This is a genomic window from Flavobacterium crassostreae (assembly GCF_001831475.1).
GTDB lineage: Bacteria > Bacteroidota > Bacteroidia > Flavobacteriales > Flavobacteriaceae > Flavobacterium > Flavobacterium crassostreae.
Genome location: NZ_CP017688.1, coordinates 1,968,078 through 1,985,705 on the forward strand (window position 1 = coordinate 1,968,078; position 17,628 = coordinate 1,985,705).

At 37.7% G+C, this 17,628-nt stretch carries 17 protein-coding genes; 6 read left to right on the plus strand and 11 right to left on the minus strand.

The genetic code is table 11. The features are described from left to right. Positions 1-89 precede the first annotated feature (89 nt). From LB076_RS08790 to LB076_RS08810, 5 genes are all read left to right on the plus strand, one after another. Complete coding sequence (locus LB076_RS08790) at positions 90-899, plus strand: enoyl-ACP reductase FabI (RefSeq protein ID WP_176699266.1); 810 nt, start codon at positions 90-92, stop codon at positions 897-899. 133 nt (positions 900-1,032) lie between these two features. After that, positions 1,033-2,031, plus strand: a complete 999-nt coding sequence (locus LB076_RS08795; protein WP_066331299.1) for a glycosyltransferase family 2 protein — start codon at positions 1,033-1,035, stop codon at positions 2,029-2,031. A 1-nt stretch (position 2,032) separates the two neighbouring features. Continuing rightward, on the plus strand, positions 2,033-2,629 hold the full coding sequence (coaE, locus tag LB076_RS08800; protein WP_066331294.1) for a dephospho-CoA kinase: 597 nt from the start codon (positions 2,033-2,035) through the stop codon (positions 2,627-2,629). A gap of 59 nt (positions 2,630-2,688) precedes the next feature. Next, positions 2,689-4,272: a sensor histidine kinase gene (locus tag LB076_RS08805; RefSeq protein ID WP_066331291.1), complete on the plus strand. Its 1,584-nt coding sequence runs from the start codon at positions 2,689-2,691 to the stop codon at positions 4,270-4,272. 3 nt (positions 4,273-4,275) lie between these two features. Continuing rightward, on the plus strand, positions 4,276-4,986 hold the full coding sequence (locus tag LB076_RS08810; protein ID WP_066331283.1) for a response regulator transcription factor: 711 nt from the start codon (positions 4,276-4,278) through the stop codon (positions 4,984-4,986). A gap of 207 nt (positions 4,987-5,193) precedes the next feature. On the opposite strand, the gene LB076_RS08815 is transcribed toward LB076_RS08810, so the two are convergent. The 11 genes from LB076_RS08815 to LB076_RS08865 form a co-directional block, all read right to left on the minus strand. Next, a complete protein-coding gene (locus tag LB076_RS08815; RefSeq protein WP_066331281.1) occupies positions 5,194-5,934 on the minus strand; it encodes an acyl-[acyl-carrier-protein] thioesterase in 741 nt (246 codons plus the stop codon). Positions 5,935-5,943: 9 nt separating this feature from the next. Then, positions 5,944-6,870 (minus strand): tRNA (adenosine(37)-N6)-dimethylallyltransferase MiaA, encoded by a 927-nt coding sequence (gene miaA / locus LB076_RS08820; protein ID WP_066331279.1) that lies wholly within the window; start codon positions 6,868-6,870, stop codon positions 5,944-5,946. Positions 6,871-7,049: 179 nt separating this feature from the next. Then, positions 7,050-7,877, minus strand: a complete 828-nt coding sequence (locus tag LB076_RS08825; RefSeq protein WP_066331278.1) for an ion transporter — start codon at positions 7,875-7,877, stop codon at positions 7,050-7,052. A gap of 20 nt (positions 7,878-7,897) precedes the next feature. Continuing rightward, positions 7,898-9,259, minus strand: a complete 1,362-nt coding sequence (locus LB076_RS08830; RefSeq protein WP_066331275.1) for an exonuclease domain-containing protein — start codon at positions 9,257-9,259, stop codon at positions 7,898-7,900. A gap of 77 nt (positions 9,260-9,336) precedes the next feature. Further along, on the minus strand, positions 9,337-9,996 hold the full coding sequence (locus tag LB076_RS08835; protein WP_066331775.1) for a YggS family pyridoxal phosphate-dependent enzyme: 660 nt from the start codon (positions 9,994-9,996) through the stop codon (positions 9,337-9,339). Positions 9,997-10,024: 28 nt separating this feature from the next. Then, the gene (locus LB076_RS08840) at positions 10,025-11,239 is read right to left on the minus strand and encodes a DUF1015 domain-containing protein (RefSeq protein WP_066331273.1); all 1,215 of its coding nucleotides are present in this window, start codon (positions 11,237-11,239) and stop codon (positions 10,025-10,027) included. A gap of 73 nt (positions 11,240-11,312) precedes the next feature. Beyond that, a complete protein-coding gene (locus LB076_RS08845) occupies positions 11,313-12,200 on the minus strand; it encodes a 3-hydroxyacyl-CoA dehydrogenase family protein (protein ID WP_066331271.1) in 888 nt (295 codons plus the stop codon). A 38-nt stretch (positions 12,201-12,238) separates the two neighbouring features. Beyond that, the gene (locus tag LB076_RS08850) at positions 12,239-13,198 is read right to left on the minus strand and encodes a Gfo/Idh/MocA family protein (protein ID WP_066331269.1); all 960 of its coding nucleotides are present in this window, start codon (positions 13,196-13,198) and stop codon (positions 12,239-12,241) included. Positions 13,199-13,397: 199 nt separating this feature from the next. After that, entirely contained in the window at positions 13,398-13,823 is a 426-nt protein-coding gene (locus LB076_RS08855; protein WP_066331268.1) for a GNAT family N-acetyltransferase, read from the minus strand. Positions 13,824-14,036: 213 nt separating this feature from the next. After that, positions 14,037-14,666 carry an alpha-ketoglutarate-dependent dioxygenase AlkB family protein gene (locus tag LB076_RS08860; protein ID WP_066331265.1) on the minus strand — a complete coding sequence of 210 codons (630 nt, stop codon included), beginning with the start codon at positions 14,664-14,666 and terminating at the stop codon, positions 14,037-14,039. A gap of 176 nt (positions 14,667-14,842) precedes the next feature. After that, positions 14,843-16,027, minus strand: a complete 1,185-nt coding sequence (locus LB076_RS08865) for a hypothetical protein (protein ID WP_066331262.1) — start codon at positions 16,025-16,027, stop codon at positions 14,843-14,845. Positions 16,028-16,142: 115 nt separating this feature from the next. Here LB076_RS08865 and LB076_RS08870 point away from each other — a divergent pair, with 115 nt between their 5' ends. Next, complete coding sequence (locus LB076_RS08870; protein WP_066331258.1) at positions 16,143-17,627, plus strand: aminotransferase class V-fold PLP-dependent enzyme; 1,485 nt, start codon at positions 16,143-16,145, stop codon at positions 17,625-17,627. The last annotated feature ends 1 nt before the right edge of the window (position 17,628 follow it).

Below are 17,628 nucleotides of genomic sequence, written 5' to 3' on the forward strand. Positions count from 1 at the left end.
AGTACATTGATTTTAATTCTAAAAAAACAATTGCTATTGCAGACCAATATTAGAATGTATATTTTTGAATGTTTTTTATAAAAAGAAAAATTATGCACAATTTATTACAAGGAAAAAGAGGGATTATATTTGGTGCCCTGGATGAAAATTCAATTGCATGGAAAACTGCAGAACGCGTGCACCAAGAAGGCGGTACCTTTGTACTTACGAATGCTCCAGCAGCCATGCGTTTAGGAAATATTGCCGCATTAGCATCCAAAACAGGAGCTACTGTTATTCCGGCAGATGCAACATCTGTAGAAGATCTTGAAAAATTGATAGATCAAGCAACAGAAATTTTAGGCGGAAAAATTGATTTTGTTTTGCATTCCATAGGGATGTCTGTGAATGTTCGTAAAGGAAACCACTACACCAATCAAAATTATGACTTTACGGAAAAAGGCTGGAACGTCTCTGCGGTTTCTTTTCATAAACTAATGCAAGTTTTGTACAAAAAAGACGCCATGAATGCCTGGGGGAGTATCGTAGCTTTATCTTATATGGCAGCCCAGCGCGTGTTTCCGGACTACAATGATATGGCAGATAACAAGGCTTTTTTAGAATCTATAGCCCGAAGTTTTGGCTATTTTTTTGGAAGAGATAAAAAAGTAAGAGTCAATACCATTTCGCAATCTCCCACAGCCACCAGAGCCGGACAGGGCGTAAAGGGGTTTAAAGGATTTATTGCCTTTGCAGATAAGATGGCTCCATTAGGCAACGCATCGGCTTTAGATTGTGCAAATTATACCGTAGCCATGTTTTCGGATCTAACCAGAATGGTAACCCTTCAAAACTTACTGCATGATGGCGGATTTTCAAATATGGGAGTAAGCCAAGAAATAATGGAAATGTTTGAATAGTACCTTATTTTCACTACATTTTTGATAAAAACCATTGCTTATTGACGGTGGTTTTTTTATAGATCGTATTTAAAAGTATATCTTTGCGGCTTACTTTGTAGCTTTTTATTTTAACCAATACCCCACAGCATATATGTTGTTCTCCTTGATTATTCCGGTATATAATAGACCAGATGAAGTAGATGAACTTTTAAAAAGTTTAACACAATTAGAGTATACCGCCAATTTTGAAGTAGTACTTGTAGAAGACGGTTCTACCATAGCATGTTTAGAGGTAGTACAGCATTATACAGACCAACTGACCATTTCGTATTATTTTAAAGAAAATTCCGGACCTGGAGACTCTAGAAATTACGGAATGCAAAGAGCAAAAGGGGATTATTTTATTATATTTGATTCGGATTGCATCATCCCTAAACAGTACTTGACCGAGGTAGACAAAGCCTTGCGAGAACATTATGTGGACTGTTTTGGAGGCCCAGACAAAGCCTTGGACAGCTTTTCAGATATTCAAAAAGCAATTAATTTTGCCATGACTTCGTTTTGGACCACAGGCGGTATTCGTGGAGGATCCGAAAAAATAGGTAAATTTCAGCCCCGAAGTTTTAATATGGGGATTTCTAAAAAAGCATTTCAAGCCTCCAAAGGTTTTGGAAACATCCACCCAGGAGAAGACCCAGATTTAAGCATACGGTTATGGAACTTGGGCTTTGAGACCAGATTATTTCCGTCTGCGTATGTGTACCATAAAAGAAGAATAGACTGGGACAAATTCTCCCTGCAAGTCAATAAATTTGGCAAAGCAAGACCCATATTAAATAGTTGGCATCCCCAATACAATAAAGCAACGTTTTTCTTTCCATCTGTTTTTATAATAGGGTTTGCAATAGCGGTTTTTTTATTAATTTTCACCTATGATTTACTCCTAAAAAGCTATTTTATATATTTTGCAATCCTCTTTGTAACGGCAAGTTACCAAAACAAAAGCCTAAAAATAGGGTATTTGTCAGTACTTGCTGTTTGGAAACAATTCTATGGCTACGGCACCGGATTTATAGAGGCCTATTTTAAAATAATTCTTTTAAAACAAACCCCTCAAAAAGCATTTCCAGAATTATTTTTTAAAGCCTAGCATGACAAAAATTGTAGGATTAACAGGAGGTATTGGAAGCGGTAAAACCACCATAGCCAAGCATTTTGAGCTACTGGGAGTGCCAATTTATATAGCAGATGAGCACGCAAGGCAACTCATGCAATCCAAAGCCATTTTGGAGGCTTTAAAGCAAACCTTTGGAACAAGCATTTTTGAAGCAGAGCAACTCCATAGGCCAAGTTTAGCAGCAATAGTATTCCAAAATCCCGCCAAACTACAACAACTCAACGCCATTGTGCATCCAGCAGTGCAACACCATTTTCAGCACTGGCTGCTATCGTATACCACATACCCGTACGTTATTTACGAAGCAGCAATATTATTTGAAAGTGGCAACTACCAAAACTGCCACAGCATTATATGTGTAACTGCGCCATTGGAGTCTAGAATAGAACGGGTTATAGAGCGAGATCACACCACCAGAGCATTAGTAGAGAAACGCATTGCAGCACAATGGACAGATGCCCAACGCATTTCTAAAAGTGATTTTGTAATTGAAAACCTAGATCTTGAATTGGCTAAAGAAAATGTTGAAAAAATTCATAAAATTTTGATGATTAAACAAAACGATCTGTAGATGTTAATGTTTGGTTAATAGATTATCATTCATACTGTTAAAATGCTAATTTTGTATTGATGAATAAATTTTTTTTTAGATTATTGGTAGTATTAATGAGTTTGTCTTTGATAGGGATAATACTCGTGCAAGTGTATTGGTTTAATAATTCGTTCAAAAACAATGACGAACAATTTAAATTTCATGTAAAACAAGTTATTGGCAATGTTGCAGACAAATTGCAAAAACAAGAAGCCTATAGTTTTTATGATAAATACAACCGTATCAAAGACAGCACAGGTAAAACCCCAAAAAAAGAAGATTTAACCGAATTTTATTATGTGCAAAGAAACACAAAGACCAACAAAACCATTGTGTATTCCAACAGCATAATATCCGAAGATTACGATATTACCTCCTCGTTATTTAACAAAAAATTCAATAACGAAAAATTTAAAAATTTTAGTTCCAAGCGGATCACAGAAGTCTATAACAACCATGCGGTAGATAAATCCAATCTACAGCAAAATTTACTTCCGGACGTTACCATCGAAAAATCGGGCAACCTAGATGTATTAGACAAGGTGCAATTTGAAATTTCGTACAAAGATATAGCCGCAGCAATGCCATTAGAAGAACGAGTTTCAAAAGAAACACTAAACAAATTAATTAAAAAAGAATTAGAAGAATATGGCGTGAAAACCAAATTTGAATTTGGTATCTATAGCAACGGTATTGCCACCAATGTAAAATCTACTGATTTTGAGTACGACAAAGAAGCAACCTACTCCATACCAGTATATACAGACAACGAAGGCAACGAAAAATACAAGCTCTTGGTAAGCTTTCCGCACAAAAAAAAGTTTCTATTATCGGAGTTGATAAGCATTACAATTTTGTCTATAATATTTACGTTAATTATCATAGTGGCCTATTCAAGCGCCTTGAATCAATTGATACGCCAACGTCAAATATCAGAAATTAAAACCGATTTTATAAACAACATGACCCATGAGTTCAAAACCCCTATAGCAACCATCAACCTTGCCTTAGATGCCATAAAGAACCCAAAAATAATAGACGATCGAGAAAAGGTACTGAAATACCTGCAAATGATTCGAGACGAAAACAAACGAATGCATGCACAGGTAGAAAACGTATTGCGGATTTCAAAACTAGAAAAAAAAGAACTAGACATAGACAAAGAATCCAGCGATGTAGTAGAGGTAATCCATGATGCCATAGAACACGTCAATTTAATACTCGAAGACCGAGGCGGCCAAATAACCAGTCATTTCAACGCCGCTAGAACCACAGTTTTAATCAACGAAGTTCATTTTACCAACGTACTGGTAAACATTCTGGAAAACGCCATAAAATACTCACCAGACATACCGGAGATAGAAATATACACCGAAAATATAAAAGACATGATCTTGATAAAAGTAAAAGATAACGGTCTAGGAATGAGTAAAACCGCACAAAAAAGAGTCTTTGAGAAATTCTATAGAGAACACACCGGAGACCTACACAACGTAAAAGGCCATGGTTTAGGCCTAGCCTACGTAAAAAGAATAGTAGAAGACCACAATGGTCACGTATATGTAGAAAGCGAAAAAGGAAAAGGAAGTACCTTCATAATAAAAATACCACTAATTAACTAGAATATGGAAAACCCCAATAAAAAAATACTACTAGTAGAAGACGACCTTAATTTTGGTGCCGTTCTAAAAGATTATTTAATGCTCAACGATTTTGAAGTAACCCTTGCCAAAAACGGAATGGAAGGCTTTGAGAAATTCAAAAAAGACAGCTTTGACTTGTGCATCCTAGATGTCATGATGCCTTACAAAGACGGCTACACCTTAGCCAAAGAAATAAGAGAAAAAAACAGCGAAGTGCCCATCATCTTTCTGACCGCCAAATCTATGAAAGAAGACGTGCTCAAAGGCTACAAAGCCGGTGCAGATGATTACCTAAACAAACCCTTTGACTCCGAAGTATTGTTGCTAAAAATCAAAGCAATCATTCAAAGAAAATCTTCAGACATCAAAACAGAACAAGTACAATTTGAATTTCAGATCGGTAAATTCCACCTCAATTCAAAACTACGATTCTTGACCTTTGACAACCAAGAACCCATAAAATTATCTCCCAAAGAAAATGAATTACTAAAAATGCTAATTCTTCATGAAAACGATTTAATGCCCAGAGAATTGGCCTTAACAAAAATATGGAGAGACGATAACTATTTTACTTCCAGAAGCATGGACGTGTATATCGCCAAACTAAGAAAATATCTCAAGCTAGACCAAGATGTTGAGATCCTAAACATCCACGGAGAAGGTTTTAGATTAGTTGTAACCAACAAATCCTAACAACCAACCAATAAAGAGCAAAAAAAAGACTTCAAGAAATTGGAGTCTTTTTTTTTGGAACCATTCCTGCCATACATTACAAGATTTATTTAAAAAAAACAATTTCTAATGCCTTCCAAAGAGCTTCCGTTGGTCGCTTTTGTAAGGCAAGAAATTTAGTTTTTTTTTAAAATAAATGCTTTTCATTACTGTCAGGGTTAGCAGTGTTTATTCTAAATTAAGCTGTAACGCAAAGGTCTTTTTGTCTTCCTTATAAACACTAAAAATTATTGCCTGATTGGCATACTTCGCATCAATAACCACCTTGTCTTTTAGAGACAACTCTTTCAAAAAGTTCATCTCAAAACTTTTAATCTCTTGATTCCAGACCACATTTTCATCCATCAAATCCAGACACCACTCCAAATACTTAACATTATTAACATGATGCACAATATCTAAATCAGACAAACACACCGTTTTTTCAAAAAGAGAGCCTTTTGGAACGGCACTAACAATCTTAGAGAAACCTACTTGAGTGGCTTTTTTATCCGGAAAAAGCGCAAAATGCTGGTGATCCAAAGCCAAAGCCTCCGGACGACGCGTTTGGGTATTAAAAACAGCCCAAAAGGTCTCCGAACCAATAATCTTTTGTCCGTTTAAATGCACCTCCAAGGCCCTAACCGAACGAGAATTCTCTAAGGTATTGATCCAAGTAGTTACCGTAACTACATCCCGCCATTTGGGCAGCGCGCCAACCTCTACCCGCATCCTGCTGAGCACCCAAGCCTGATTAAAAACCTGCATATCCGAAAAACTGATGCCGCCTAAATCCGAATGGGCAGCAGCCGTTAATTGCAAAATATGGCACAAATCGGTATATTTTAGATAGCCATTAGGCATGCATTGTGTAAAATTAATTTCCCAGTCTTTACGAAATACAGAGCTGAAATTGGAACTTATGGGCATAGTTACAGGCTATAAATTAGTTGTGTTTGTATTTAGGTATTCCAAAATAGTAGGGTAGGGCGTTTCAAAATCAAACCATTTGGTATTTTGGTCTCGTTTAAACCAGGTGAGCTGGCGTTTGGCAAAGCGTCTGGTATTTTTTTTGATTTCTTCGATGGCAAATTCTAAGGAGATTTCGGCATCAAAATAACGAAATAATTCTCGATATCCTACCGTTTGCAACGCATTTAGGGTTTTGTTTGGATAGTGTTTTTTGGCCTCTGCCAGCAGCCCTTCTTGCATCATGGCATCTACTCTTTGGTTGATCCGATGGTAGAGCTTAGTTCGTGGGGCTTCTAAACCAATCAAAATGGGGCTAAAGTTGCGGTTGTTTTGTTTTTGATTCAAAAAAGAGGAATAGGGTTTTGTGGATCCAATGCATACTTCTACAAAACGCATCATGCGTTGTGGGTTTTGTAGGGTTTGGGGATTATCGGTAGTTAGGGTTTTAAAATAATCGGGATCGAGTTCTTTTAATTGGTTTTGTAGGTAGATTATTCCTAATTTTTCGTAGTTGGCGTTTATGGTTTCTCGGATGGATGGATCGATTTCTGGAAAACTATCAAATCCTTTTAGGATGGCGTTGACATACAATCCGGAACCTCCTACAAGCACTACATAGTCGTGTGTTGTAAATAATTGGTCTATTTTAGCGATGGCTTCTTTTTCAAATTGGCCTACGCTGTAGCTCTCCAATATGGATTTGTTTTGGATGAAATGGTGGGGTGCTGCCGCTTGTTCTGCTTGGGTTGGTACGGCGGTGCCAATGGTCATTTCTTTAAAAAATTGTCTGCTATCACAAGAAACTATTTCGCATTTAAAGTGATTGGCAACCACAATACTTAGGGCGGTTTTGCCTATGGCTGTGGGTCCGATGATGGTGATTAAGTGTTTCATGTTTTTTAGCCCAGATAGTAATGAAAACCCCGGAGGATTGCAAGTTAGTATTTCTTGGCGTAAAAGAGCGCCTTTTGAAGCTCCTTTTACGGCTTAGAAATACAAGTTGCAAGCTGAGGAGTTGTAATGGATAGCTGGATTTTGCTTCGGATTATAAAAAATAATTAAGGGTTTTGGGTTTAAAATGCTTGTCCGCATTGGGGGCAATAGTTGGCATTGGGTGGGTATTCTTCGGTGCCGCATCCGCTGCATGGAAGGGGGCATTTGGGACTTGGATTGGCTGTTTTTCGGGCAATTTCGGCGGTGACAATTCCGGTGGGTACCGCTAGTATTCCGTATCCTAGGATCATGACAAAGGAGGCGATAAACTGGCCGAGTGGGGTTACGGGAGAGATGTCTCCGTAGCCTACGGTTGTTAGGGTTACAATGGTCCAGTAGATGCTGGCCGGTATGCTGGTAAAGCCGCTTTGGTTGTCTTCTACTACGTACATTATGGAGCCTATCAGGATGGTGATGATCAGTACAAAGTATATAAAAACTACGATTTTGCCTCTGCTGGCATTTATGGCTTGCCGCAATTGTATGGATTGGCTTGAAAATTGGGGGTGGTTTAGGATTTTGAATAGCCGCAATAATCGTAAGGAGCGTACTACGCTAAAGACGCTTGTTCCGAGAAAAAACAGCGATAAATACATGGGCAAAATGGCCAGTAGGTCTATAATGCCGTAAAAACTAAAGAGGTATTTGTAGGGTTTTGTGATCGTTAGGATGCGCAGCAGGTATTCGAGGGTGAAAAAAATGGTGATAATCCATTCTAAAAATACGAGTTCTGCATGGTATTTTTGATCAAAGGATGCTACGGTTTCCATCATTACTAATGCTACGCTGAGTAGGATGAGTCCTAGCAGTATAAAATCAAATAAACGGCCTGCTTTGGTGCTGGTGCCATATATGATGATATGGGTTTTTTGCTTAAAGCGTTGGTATTGGGATTTGACTCGTTGCATTGGCAAATAAGGCTGATGGGTTAGAATTGGAGCAGTTTTGGGTTTTTTTGTCTGCGCAAATAGGCTTGGATGATGTTTTTGGTATCGCGGTTGTTTTGCATGGGTATCAAGATATTTTTTAGAATGTCCATGTTGGTGATTTGGTAGTTTAGATCATAGAATGCATAGCCTTTATAGATGCCGTTTTCTATGAGTATGGCACTGCGTTCGCTGCTGCTTCGGCCACGGTCTAAAAGTACCATGTTTTGATTTTCAAATGCATAGTGGCTTATAAAATTGGTTACTCTGCTGTTGTATTCTGCTGGGGGTAGTAGTCCCATGCAGGCACCGTCACATTCTTTGATGGTGTAGGCAAAGCAGGCGTTTTTGGTTTGGTATAATCCAGTATATTTTTGGCAGAGATGGTATTTTTCGGTGATTTTGAAGAGTAAATTTTTGCCTTCGTCTAAGCTAGTAAAGGAGGTGATTTCTTTTTTTCGGCCGTCTGCTTTTTGTAACTTTAGATTTAAATAGCCATTGGTGTCCATCTCCGGATATAGGGCCCACTGAAATATGTTTTTTCGTTGTGCTCTATTGTATCTGGGTTTGTGAATTTTTATTTCTTGACTTTCTTTTAGTAGTGCAACTAGTTCGCTGCCAGTTTCTTCGTAAGTAACTGTAAAGACTTCGGCTTGAATTTTTTTGGCACTGGTGGTAATTCCGGTAAAGTGTTGGTTGATTCGTTTTTTGATGTTTTTACTTTTGCCTACATAAATTAGGTCTCCTTTTTGGTTGTAAATGTAATAGACACCTGTTTTTGTGGGTAAATCTTGGATTATTTCTACTAGTTTAGGGGCAAGGCCTTTTTCTACTTTGAGCTTTACAAAGTTTTGAATGATTTCTTTATGGGTGTCTTTTTCTAGGAGTATTTGAAATAATTTTACGGTTGCTAGAGCATCTCCGCTTGCTCTATGTCTATCTGTCATTGGGATTCCTAGGGCACGTACTAATTTGCCTAGACTATGTGAGGGTTGTTCTGGGAGTAATTTTTTGGATAGTTCTACTGTGCAAAGGGTTTTTTGGCTAAAATCATAGCCCAATCGTCGGAATTCTGTACGCAAAATACGGTAGTCAAAATCGGCATTGTGTGCCACCAAGATGCAGTCTGTGGTGATTTCGATAATGCGTTTGGCTATTTCATAAAATTTTGGTGCCGAGGCTAGCATGGCATTGTTGATACCGGTTAATTTGACTACAAAGGGTTGGATTGGAATTTCGGGATTGACCAAGCTAATAAATTGGTCTACAATTTCATGGCCATCAAATTTGTATATAGCAATTTCTGTAATTCCTTCTTCATTGAATTGTCCTCCGGTGGTTTCTATGTCTAGTATTGCGTACAAATTTAGTTGTTTAAAGTGTGCGTATATAAGGCTATTTGCTTTTAGTAAGCAGTAGTTTGTAAGGCTTTTGTTAAAAATTAATTTCGACCTCCAAAGATACTGCTACCTACACGTACCATGGTGCTTCCACAGGTTATTGCTAAAGGATAGTCACTAGACATCCCCATAGATAAGGTGTCAAAATGGGGTAGCTGCTGTTGTGTGACTATGCCATCAAAAATAGATTTTAAGGCCAAAAATTCTTTTTTAATTTGGTCTTGGTTTTCGGTAAAGGTAGCCATGCCCATCAGGCCTACAATGCGTATGTTGCGCATTTCTAAAAAAGTTTTGGACTGTAGTAGGGCTGTAAGTTCTGGCTGGTCAAGGCCAAATTTGGTTTCTTCATCGGCTATATGCAATTGTAGCAAACAGTCAATTGTTCTGTTGTTTTTGAGGGCTTGTTTGTTTATTTCTTGCAATAATTTTAAACTGTCTACAGCGTGTATTAAATGAACAAATGGAGCCATAAATTTGACTTTGTTGGTCTGTACATGACCTATCATGTGCCACTGAATGTCTTTGGGCATTTGTTCCCATTTTTCGGCCATTTCTTGAATTTTGTTTTCGCCAAAAATTCGTTGGCCAGCATGGTAGGCTTCCATTAGATCCGAAACGGGTTTTGTCTTGGACACTGCAACAAGAGTAACGTTTTGCGGAAGTGTTGCTTGTATGTGTTTTAAATTGGTGCTAATTGCCATGTGTTTTATTTTATTACTGCTATTTTTATTAAAGTTCATAAACGACCATACCGCTGCGAAACTTAGGTTCAATATACGTACTTTTTGGCGGCATAATCAAATTATTATCTGCCAAAGCCTTTATTTCATTAATATTAGAAGGATAGAGTATAAATCCTACAGCAAAACTGCCTTCGTCTACTTGTTGTTTTAGTTCTAAAATAGATTGTTTACCAGACAGATACTCAATGCGTTCGTCATTGCGTAAATCTTGTATTGCCAATAGGGGCAATAAAATGGTGTGGTATATAATTTGGGTGTCTAAATTTTCTAAGACATCGTGTGTTTTTGTTGCTCTGTTGCGATAGGTTAATTTGTAAAAAGCACCGTCTAAATACATACCAAACTCTTGTTTTGCAGTTGGTTGGTAGGGTTGTTGGTCTTTGTTTTCTACAATAAAATTACTCTCCAACGCAGCAATAAAAGCGGGTTTGCTCCAACCATTTAAATCCCGGACTAATCTATTGAATTCATAGACTTTAATAGTATTCTCAGAAATAAGATAACTCAACAGATGGGCTTTGTTGTTGTCTTGGGGGAATTCTTGGGATAGTAATTGTGCTGCTTGAAACCGGTGGTGGCCATCTGCAATATATAGTGATGGAATTTTAGAAAAAATATTTTGAATCCAGCTGATCTCTAAAGGATCGTCTATTTTCCATAAATAATTGGTTTCTTTTTTGGTGCTCGAAAACTCAAAATCGGCTAGTTTTTGGGTTTGGTTAAAAATCCAGTTTTCAATTATTTTGTTATCCGGATAGGTCATTAGTACGGGTTCGGTATTAAACTCCGCATGTTTCATGTATTCTTTGAGCAAACGGACCCTGTAGTCTAGTGTTTCTTCGTGTTTTTTGATGGTATTATTGCAATAATCCGCAACGCTACTACCTACAATTAAGCCAGTATAAGATTGTGTTTTGGTAATAATCTGGTGGATGTATATAGCCGGTTTTTTATCCTGAACTAAAATGTTTTCTAGCTTGAAATCTTGGTATTTTTGATGTACTTGGCGGTATCTTTTTTCAAAGGTTACTTTTTCTTGATTGGTATATGCTGGTTTAATTACATGCAAGAATGACAAGGGATTAAAATCCAATTGTGCTGCTAATTCAGCCGTTGTATAGTCTTCGTAAGAGCGACAGGTTACTAGAGATACTTTGTCACGAGTGGGACGAACTGCTTGAAATGGAATTATTTTTGCCATAATGAGGTAAAATTAAAAACCAGAATAGAACCTAAAGGATTCTTCTAGCTTTTAAAATTTTGGACTAATAGGATTATATAAATTGTTCAGAAATTTTTTCGGCTTTTTTGCTTTGGCTGTAATCATAAAATCCAGCACCAGATTTGACTCCTAATTTTCCGGCTCGAACCATATTAACCAGTAGTGGGCATGGGGCATACTTTGGGTTTTTAAAGCCGTCATACATAACATTTAATATAGCCAAACAAACATCTAGACCAATAAAATCTGCCAATTGTAGTGGTCCCATTGGGTGTCCCATACCTAATTTCATTACCGTATCAATTTCGTATACGCCTGCTACTTTATTGTAAAGTGTTTCAATGGCTTCATTGAGCATAGGCATTAAAATTCTATTAGCAACAAATCCAGGATAATCGTGGACTTCTACGGGTGTTTTTTGTAATTTTTCAGACAACGCCATGATGGTTTTGGTTACTTCATCACTGGTGGTGTAGCCCCGAATTATTTCGACTAACTGCATCACAGGTACTGGGTTCATAAAATGCATTCCAATAACCCGTTCTGGATGGTTTACTACTGCAGCTATTTGGGTGATAGAAATTGAGGAGGTATTGGTGGCCAGAATGGTTTTGTCAGAGCAAAGAGTATTTAATTCTTTAAAAATGGCGAGTTTTAAGTCTACATTTTCGGTGGCTGCCTCTACAACCAAATCGGCTCCTACAACGCCATCTTCCATTTCGGTGTAGGTAATAATATTGGTAATTGTTTTTGTTTTATCTGCTGCGGTGATGGTTCCTTTGGCAACCATTCGGTCTAGGTTTGTGGCAATTGTTGCCATGCCTTTGTCTAACGATTTTTCGGAAATGTCTATTAATTTTACGGTAAAACCGTTTTGTGCAAAGGTATGGGCAATTCCGTTACCCATAGTTCCAGCACCTATTACTGCTATGATTTTCATGTAATTAAGGTTCAATTAAGGATGGTAGTTTATTTTTTTTAGAAACATGCAATGATTTGGTACGCTACTTTTAATGCTTGTGTTGCTTGCTCTAGGGTTACCACAGGGGTTGTATTATTGGTTATTGCCTGCGCAAAGCTTTCTAACTCATCCAAGATTGCGTTGTTTTGTTCCACCTCTGGATTAGAAAAATAGATTTGTTTTTTGACTCCTTCCGCATTTTGTAAAATCATATCAAAATCTCCAGGAACCTCTGGGGCATCTTTCATTTTGACTACCTCACATTTTTTTTCTAAAAAGTCTACCGATATGTACGCATCTTTTTGAAAAAAGCGTGTTTTACGCATGTTTTTCATAGATATTCTGCTGGCCGTTAAATTGGCAACACACCCATTTTCAAAAACAATCCGTGCGTTTGCAATATCTGGAGTATCACTAATCACGGAAACTCCGCTAGCACTAATGTTTTTAACTGGAGATTGGACTACACTCAAAATTACATCAATATCATGAATCATTAAGTCCAAGACCACAGGAACATCCGTACCTCTGGGGTTGAATTCTGCCAAACGATGGGTTTCTATAAACATAGGGCTTTCTACCATGCCTTTTGTTGCAATAAAAGCAGGGTTAAAACGTTCTACGTGACCTACTTGTCCTTTTACGTTGTATTCTTTTGCTAGGGCAATGATTTCTTGCGCTTCTTCTACGGTGTTGGATATGGGTTTTTCAATAAAAACATGTTTACCCGATTTGATTGCTACTTTGGCACATTTGTAATGTGAGAGAGTAGGGGTTACAATATCAATAACGTCTACTGCGTGTATTAAACTGGCGATGGTGCTAAAGTGCTTGTAACCAAATTCTTTAGAAATTTTGTCTGCATTTTCTTGATTAGGGTCATAAAAACCGACTAATTCATATTTTTGAGATTGTTGTAATAGTCTTAAATGTATTTTTCCTAAGTGTCCTGCACCTAATACTCCAATTTTTAGCATAATGATGTAATTTGTACAAAAATAGCAATTAATACTAACAATGAATAAGGATTTTTTACAATTATTGCCATGGTTTTTTTTGGGTTATAAAAGGCCTAAAATCAGAATATAACTATATTATGGATGGTTTTGGTTCCAAATAATTCTACTACACTGGGTATTTAGTTTCAGAACAATACCTAGAGATTTATTTGATAATTTAAACTATTGCTTTGCTAAAATGTGCTGCACTAACTACAAAACCTTCTTTTAAATAAAGTTGGTGGGCCTTTGTTCTAAGAGGGCCGCTATCTAGATGGATGGCTTTGCAATGGTTTTTAGTTGCCACCTCCAAAAGGTGGTTTAGAAGCAAGCTGGCGTGGCCGTTGCCTCTAGCAGACTCTAATGTGGATAAATCATCAATATAAAGCATTTTGCCTGAATGCAACATAGTTAGTATCCGATATCCTGCTATAGATACTACTTTGTTATCCAGAAATAGGTACAAAAGAACATAGCCTTCTTTTTGCATGTTTTTGATTTGCGCCACAAAAAGTTCTGGCTGCAACATGGGTCTTAATAAATACAATGCTTCCCAACACATTTGGATTTCTTGATCTGTAACTGCTGTTTTGATGGTTGCCATTATTTTATTGTTTTAGAATTAATTTAGATAAATTTAAGGAATTCCTAAAACACTAAGATACGTAATTTTGGTTATAGAAAGAGGTGTTTTTTTTAGGATACGGTTATTAGGATGTAAAATAATTGTTCTGATGGCGGTGGTTTGGGTATTTAGAAACTCTAACAAGAGGGGTGATTTTTGGTTTGGCCAAAAGTTAGGGGTATTATATGCAAACTAGGGGTGCAAATGCGGGGTTGAGACCACAATGGTTCTAAAGGTGAGATTAATTCTGGGTTTTGTACTACGTTTTGTGGGAGGCAACCGATGCAACCAATGGGTTTGTGTTTGGTTTTTCATCACTAGTAGGCTACCATTTTCTAGGATTATATTTATGGTTTGTTTAGTGGCTTTGTGCTTAAAGGCAAATTTGCGCGCTGCACCAAAGCTTAAGGAGGCAATGGCTCCATTTTTTTTGAGGGCTTTTTCGGCGTCACTATGCCAACCCATTCCTTCGTTGCCATTGTGGTACAAATTCAGTAGGCAGGAGTTGTAGCTTTGTTTGGTTTGGGTCTCTACTAGGGTTTTGAGTTCCAGTAATTCGGGAGTCCAAAATAGGGCTTGTTTGGTGGTATTGGAGTAGGTGTATTGGTAGGGCTGGTCTGCATACCAGGCTACTTTGCGTTGGGTAGTAATTTGTTTGCCAAAAATAAAGGCTTGGTCTTGTTTCCAGTCTATGGTGGTTAACAAAAGTTCGAAGTAGTGGTTTGCTTTTTTGGGTGTAAATATGGTGCCGTGGTACTGGACGGTGCCATCTTGGGGGAGTAAATTAAATTCGGAATCTGGTTGGGTTTGAAATAAGTCCATTTTATTGGTTTTTTATAAAAAAAACAAATTGGGTTTAGGTAATTCTTCGTGCTTTAAATTGGAGACTTTATGGGGTTTGCGTGAGGGGGTGCAACGGAAATCCTCCCGTTTTTTCGGGAGATTGTAGTGTAAAACCCGACCCGTAGGGGCACGCCCAAATTATGGATGGGATAAATTTAATTTTGAAACTTGTTGTTTTTTAGGATGTTTTTTAATTTGTTCTTTAGGTCTTCGCCGGTGTCATAAACCATTTGTTCGTTGCTCGGAAATGGGAGCGGCCCTCTGTTAAAAAAAGAATAATAATCTTGTTCTACGGCGATTTTGTCTCCTTTGAAATTGGCGTAGGTGTTTTGGAATATAAATTCACTTTGGATAGGGAAGGTTTGTAGTAATTGGTTGTTTTGTAGGTTGGTATAGTCTATTTTGGCGGCTATTTGGCAGGCTTTGAATTGATTAAATTCGTAAATACGGGCTTTTACGGTTTTGAAATTATCTACTTTGATGCTGTTTCCGAGGCTGTCTTTTACTACTTTTCCGTTGGTGTCTAGTAGGGTTTTTACACCATCTTTGACTTGTTTTTCTTTATAAAAAACTTTTTCTTTGACTTGTTCTGGACTGATGTTTATGGTTCGGAAGTTAAGGATTAAGCCATAGTCATAGTGTATGCCTTTTTGGGGTCTGCTGTGGTAAACGGTCCATTTATCATTCATGCCATAGGTGTTAAAATCCAGTAGTTCGTTTTGTAAACGTGTAGGAATAATCATGTCTGTTTCGTTTTTTAATGCTACTTCTACAAAATCGGTGCCTTTAAAATGGGCTTCTTCTATTAATTTAAGTACATCTTTGTAGCTGGGATTGATTTGATTGAGGTAGTTTAAATCCTCATAGGCTCTGCGGATCATAGGCTTGTTGTTAGTAACTAATAATGCCTTGGAGTTGTCGTAGAGGTATTTGGATAGGGTGTTGCGGCTGGCAATTATTTGGTTGGTGTAGTCCTCAAAGGGAAAATAGGCATTTCTTCCTTTTTTTAATAATGGCAACGGGAGTATGGGGCGGATTTTGTTTTGGCGGCTGTTTAAGTTCAGGTAGCTGGTGTAAATGCGCTCATAATTACGAGGGTTTCCTTCTTGGGTCATAAAATTAATATCTCGTAGGTCGCGTTCTTTGGCTTTGGCAAATGCTTCTTCTAATAAATAAACATAATCTTGTTTTCCTTTTGCGTTTTTATTGGACCGCAATCCTTCTACAGCGCGATCTATTGCGGCATCATAGTCTCCTTCGCTTAATAGATTTTGGGTTTTTTTGACGCCACAAGTTACAATCGACAAGGCCAATAATAGAAGGAGTACTGCTTTTTTCATGAGATTACTTTTTATGCAAATATATTTTATATAATGCATGTTTTGCAAAATTGATGCCATAAAATATTCGGTTGCTATTTTTAGGTTATATTTGAGGTAACTAAAACAAAAGCAGATGGCCTTAGAGAATCCAACGGAATTAGAGCAGTATTTTGAGCAATTTCGCAGTCCAATTATTGGTATTGATCAGGAGTTTCTTTCTCCTTATGGTGTGCAAAAAATAATTTATACGGATTGGACTGCAAGTGGACGTTTGTACCGCCCGATTGAAGAAAAATTAATGAATCAATTGGGGCCTTTTGTAGCCAATACGCATACCGAAACTACTGTTTCGGGCACGGTTATGACCAAAGCATACCATCAGGCTAGAGACCATATCAAAAAACACGTGCATGCTAATGCGCAGGATGTTTTGCTTACTGATGGAACCGGAATGACAGGTGTGGTGAATAAATTTCAGCGTATTTTAGGGCTAAAAGTGCCTGAGAATTTGAAGGATTTTATTACAATTCCGGACCAAAAACGGCCTGTTGTTTTTGTCTCTCACATGGAACACCACTCGAACCAAACTACTTGGCTTGAGACCATTGCAGATGTGGTGGTGATTCCTTCGGATCAGGAGGGATTGTTTTGTACTAAAAATCTTGAAAATTTGTTGGATCAGTACCAAGATAGAAATTTTAAAATTGCCTCCATCACTGCGGGGTCTAATGTTACCGGAATTAGAACGCCATATCACGAGGTGGCCAAAATAATGCACCAACACAGTGGGTTGTGTTTTGTAGATTTTGCTTGCTCGGCGCCGTATGTTTCTATAGACATGCATCCCGAAGATCCGCTATGTGCTCTGGATGCTATTTTCTTTTCTCCACATAAATTTTTGGGAGGCCCAGGAACGCCTGGAGTTTTGGTTTTTAATAAAAAATTGTATCAAAACATGGTGCCAGATAATCCAGGTGGCGGAACGGTTTCTTGGACAAATCCTTGGGGAAAACATAAATTTATTGATGATATTGAAGATAGAGAAGATGGAGGGACTCCTGGGTTTTTGCAGGTAATTAAAACGGCCTTGGCTATTGCGCTCAAAGAGCAAATGGGAGTAGAGAATATACTCGCTAGAGAGCACGAATTAATAACCTATGTTTTTGAAGAACTAGGGAAGGTTTCTACCATTAAGATATTAGCAGGCCAACACCAAGATCGTTTGGGGGTGATTTCTTTTTATATTGAAGAGTTGCATTTTAATTTAGGAGTAAAGCTTTTGAATGATAAATTTGGAATCCAAACTCGTGGCGGTTGCAGTTGTGCGGGCACTTATGGGCATTTTTTGTTGCATGTAGACCAAGAAACTTCGGATACGTTAATTGATCAAATTAGCCTTGGAGATTTAATTAGAAAACCCGGATGGATCAGAATGTCTATACATCCTACCACCACCAATGCAGAAATTAAATTGGTATGTGATGCGATTAAATCTTTGGCCCAAAACCACTTCTCTTGGGCCTTAGAATACCAATACAATAAGCTTACTAATGAATATGTGCATCAAAATTCGGGCACACCAGAAGCAGATTTGGTTGCCCAATGGTTTGATGTCTAAT

What these genes read in the sequence shown, in the direction of transcription:
- LB076_RS08795 (WP_066331299.1), top strand. Translation starts at nt 1,033, where the DNA reads ATGTTGTTCTCCTTGATTATTCCGGTATATAATAGACCAGATGAAGTA.
- LB076_RS08805 (WP_066331291.1), top strand. Translation starts at nt 2,689, where the DNA reads ATGAATAAATTTTTTTTTAGATTATTGGTAGTATTAATGAGTTTGTCT.
- LB076_RS08810 (WP_066331283.1), top strand. Translation starts at nt 4,276, where the DNA reads ATGGAAAACCCCAATAAAAAAATACTACTAGTAGAAGACGACCTTAAT.
- LB076_RS08845 (WP_066331271.1), bottom strand. Translation starts at nt 12,200, where the DNA reads ATGAAAATCATAGCAGTAATAGGTGCTGGAACTATGGGTAACGGAATT.
- LB076_RS08850 (WP_066331269.1), bottom strand. Translation starts at nt 13,198, where the DNA reads ATGCTAAAAATTGGAGTATTAGGTGCAGGACACTTAGGAAAAATACAT.
- LB076_RS08860 (WP_066331265.1), bottom strand. Translation starts at nt 14,666, where the DNA reads ATGGACTTATTTCAAACCCAACCAGATTCCGAATTTAATTTACTCCCC.
- LB076_RS08840 (WP_066331273.1), bottom strand. Translation starts at nt 11,239, where the DNA reads ATGGCAAAAATAATTCCATTTCAAGCAGTTCGTCCCACTCGTGACAAA.
- LB076_RS08825 (WP_066331278.1), bottom strand. Translation starts at nt 7,877, where the DNA reads ATGCAACGAGTCAAATCCCAATACCAACGCTTTAAGCAAAAAACCCAT.
- coaE (WP_066331294.1), top strand. Translation starts at nt 2,033, where the DNA reads ATGACAAAAATTGTAGGATTAACAGGAGGTATTGGAAGCGGTAAAACC.
- LB076_RS08865 (WP_066331262.1), bottom strand. Translation starts at nt 16,027, where the DNA reads ATGAAAAAAGCAGTACTCCTTCTATTATTGGCCTTGTCGATTGTAACT.
- LB076_RS08835 (WP_066331775.1), bottom strand. Translation starts at nt 9,996, where the DNA reads ATGGCAATTAGCACCAATTTAAAACACATACAAGCAACACTTCCGCAA.
- LB076_RS08815 (WP_066331281.1), bottom strand. Translation starts at nt 5,934, where the DNA reads ATGCCCATAAGTTCCAATTTCAGCTCTGTATTTCGTAAAGACTGGGAA.
- miaA (WP_066331279.1), bottom strand. Translation starts at nt 6,870, where the DNA reads ATGAAACACTTAATCACCATCATCGGACCCACAGCCATAGGCAAAACC.
- LB076_RS08870 (WP_066331258.1), top strand. Translation starts at nt 16,143, where the DNA reads ATGGCCTTAGAGAATCCAACGGAATTAGAGCAGTATTTTGAGCAATTT.
- LB076_RS08855 (WP_066331268.1), bottom strand. Translation starts at nt 13,823, where the DNA reads ATGGCAACCATCAAAACAGCAGTTACAGATCAAGAAATCCAAATGTGT.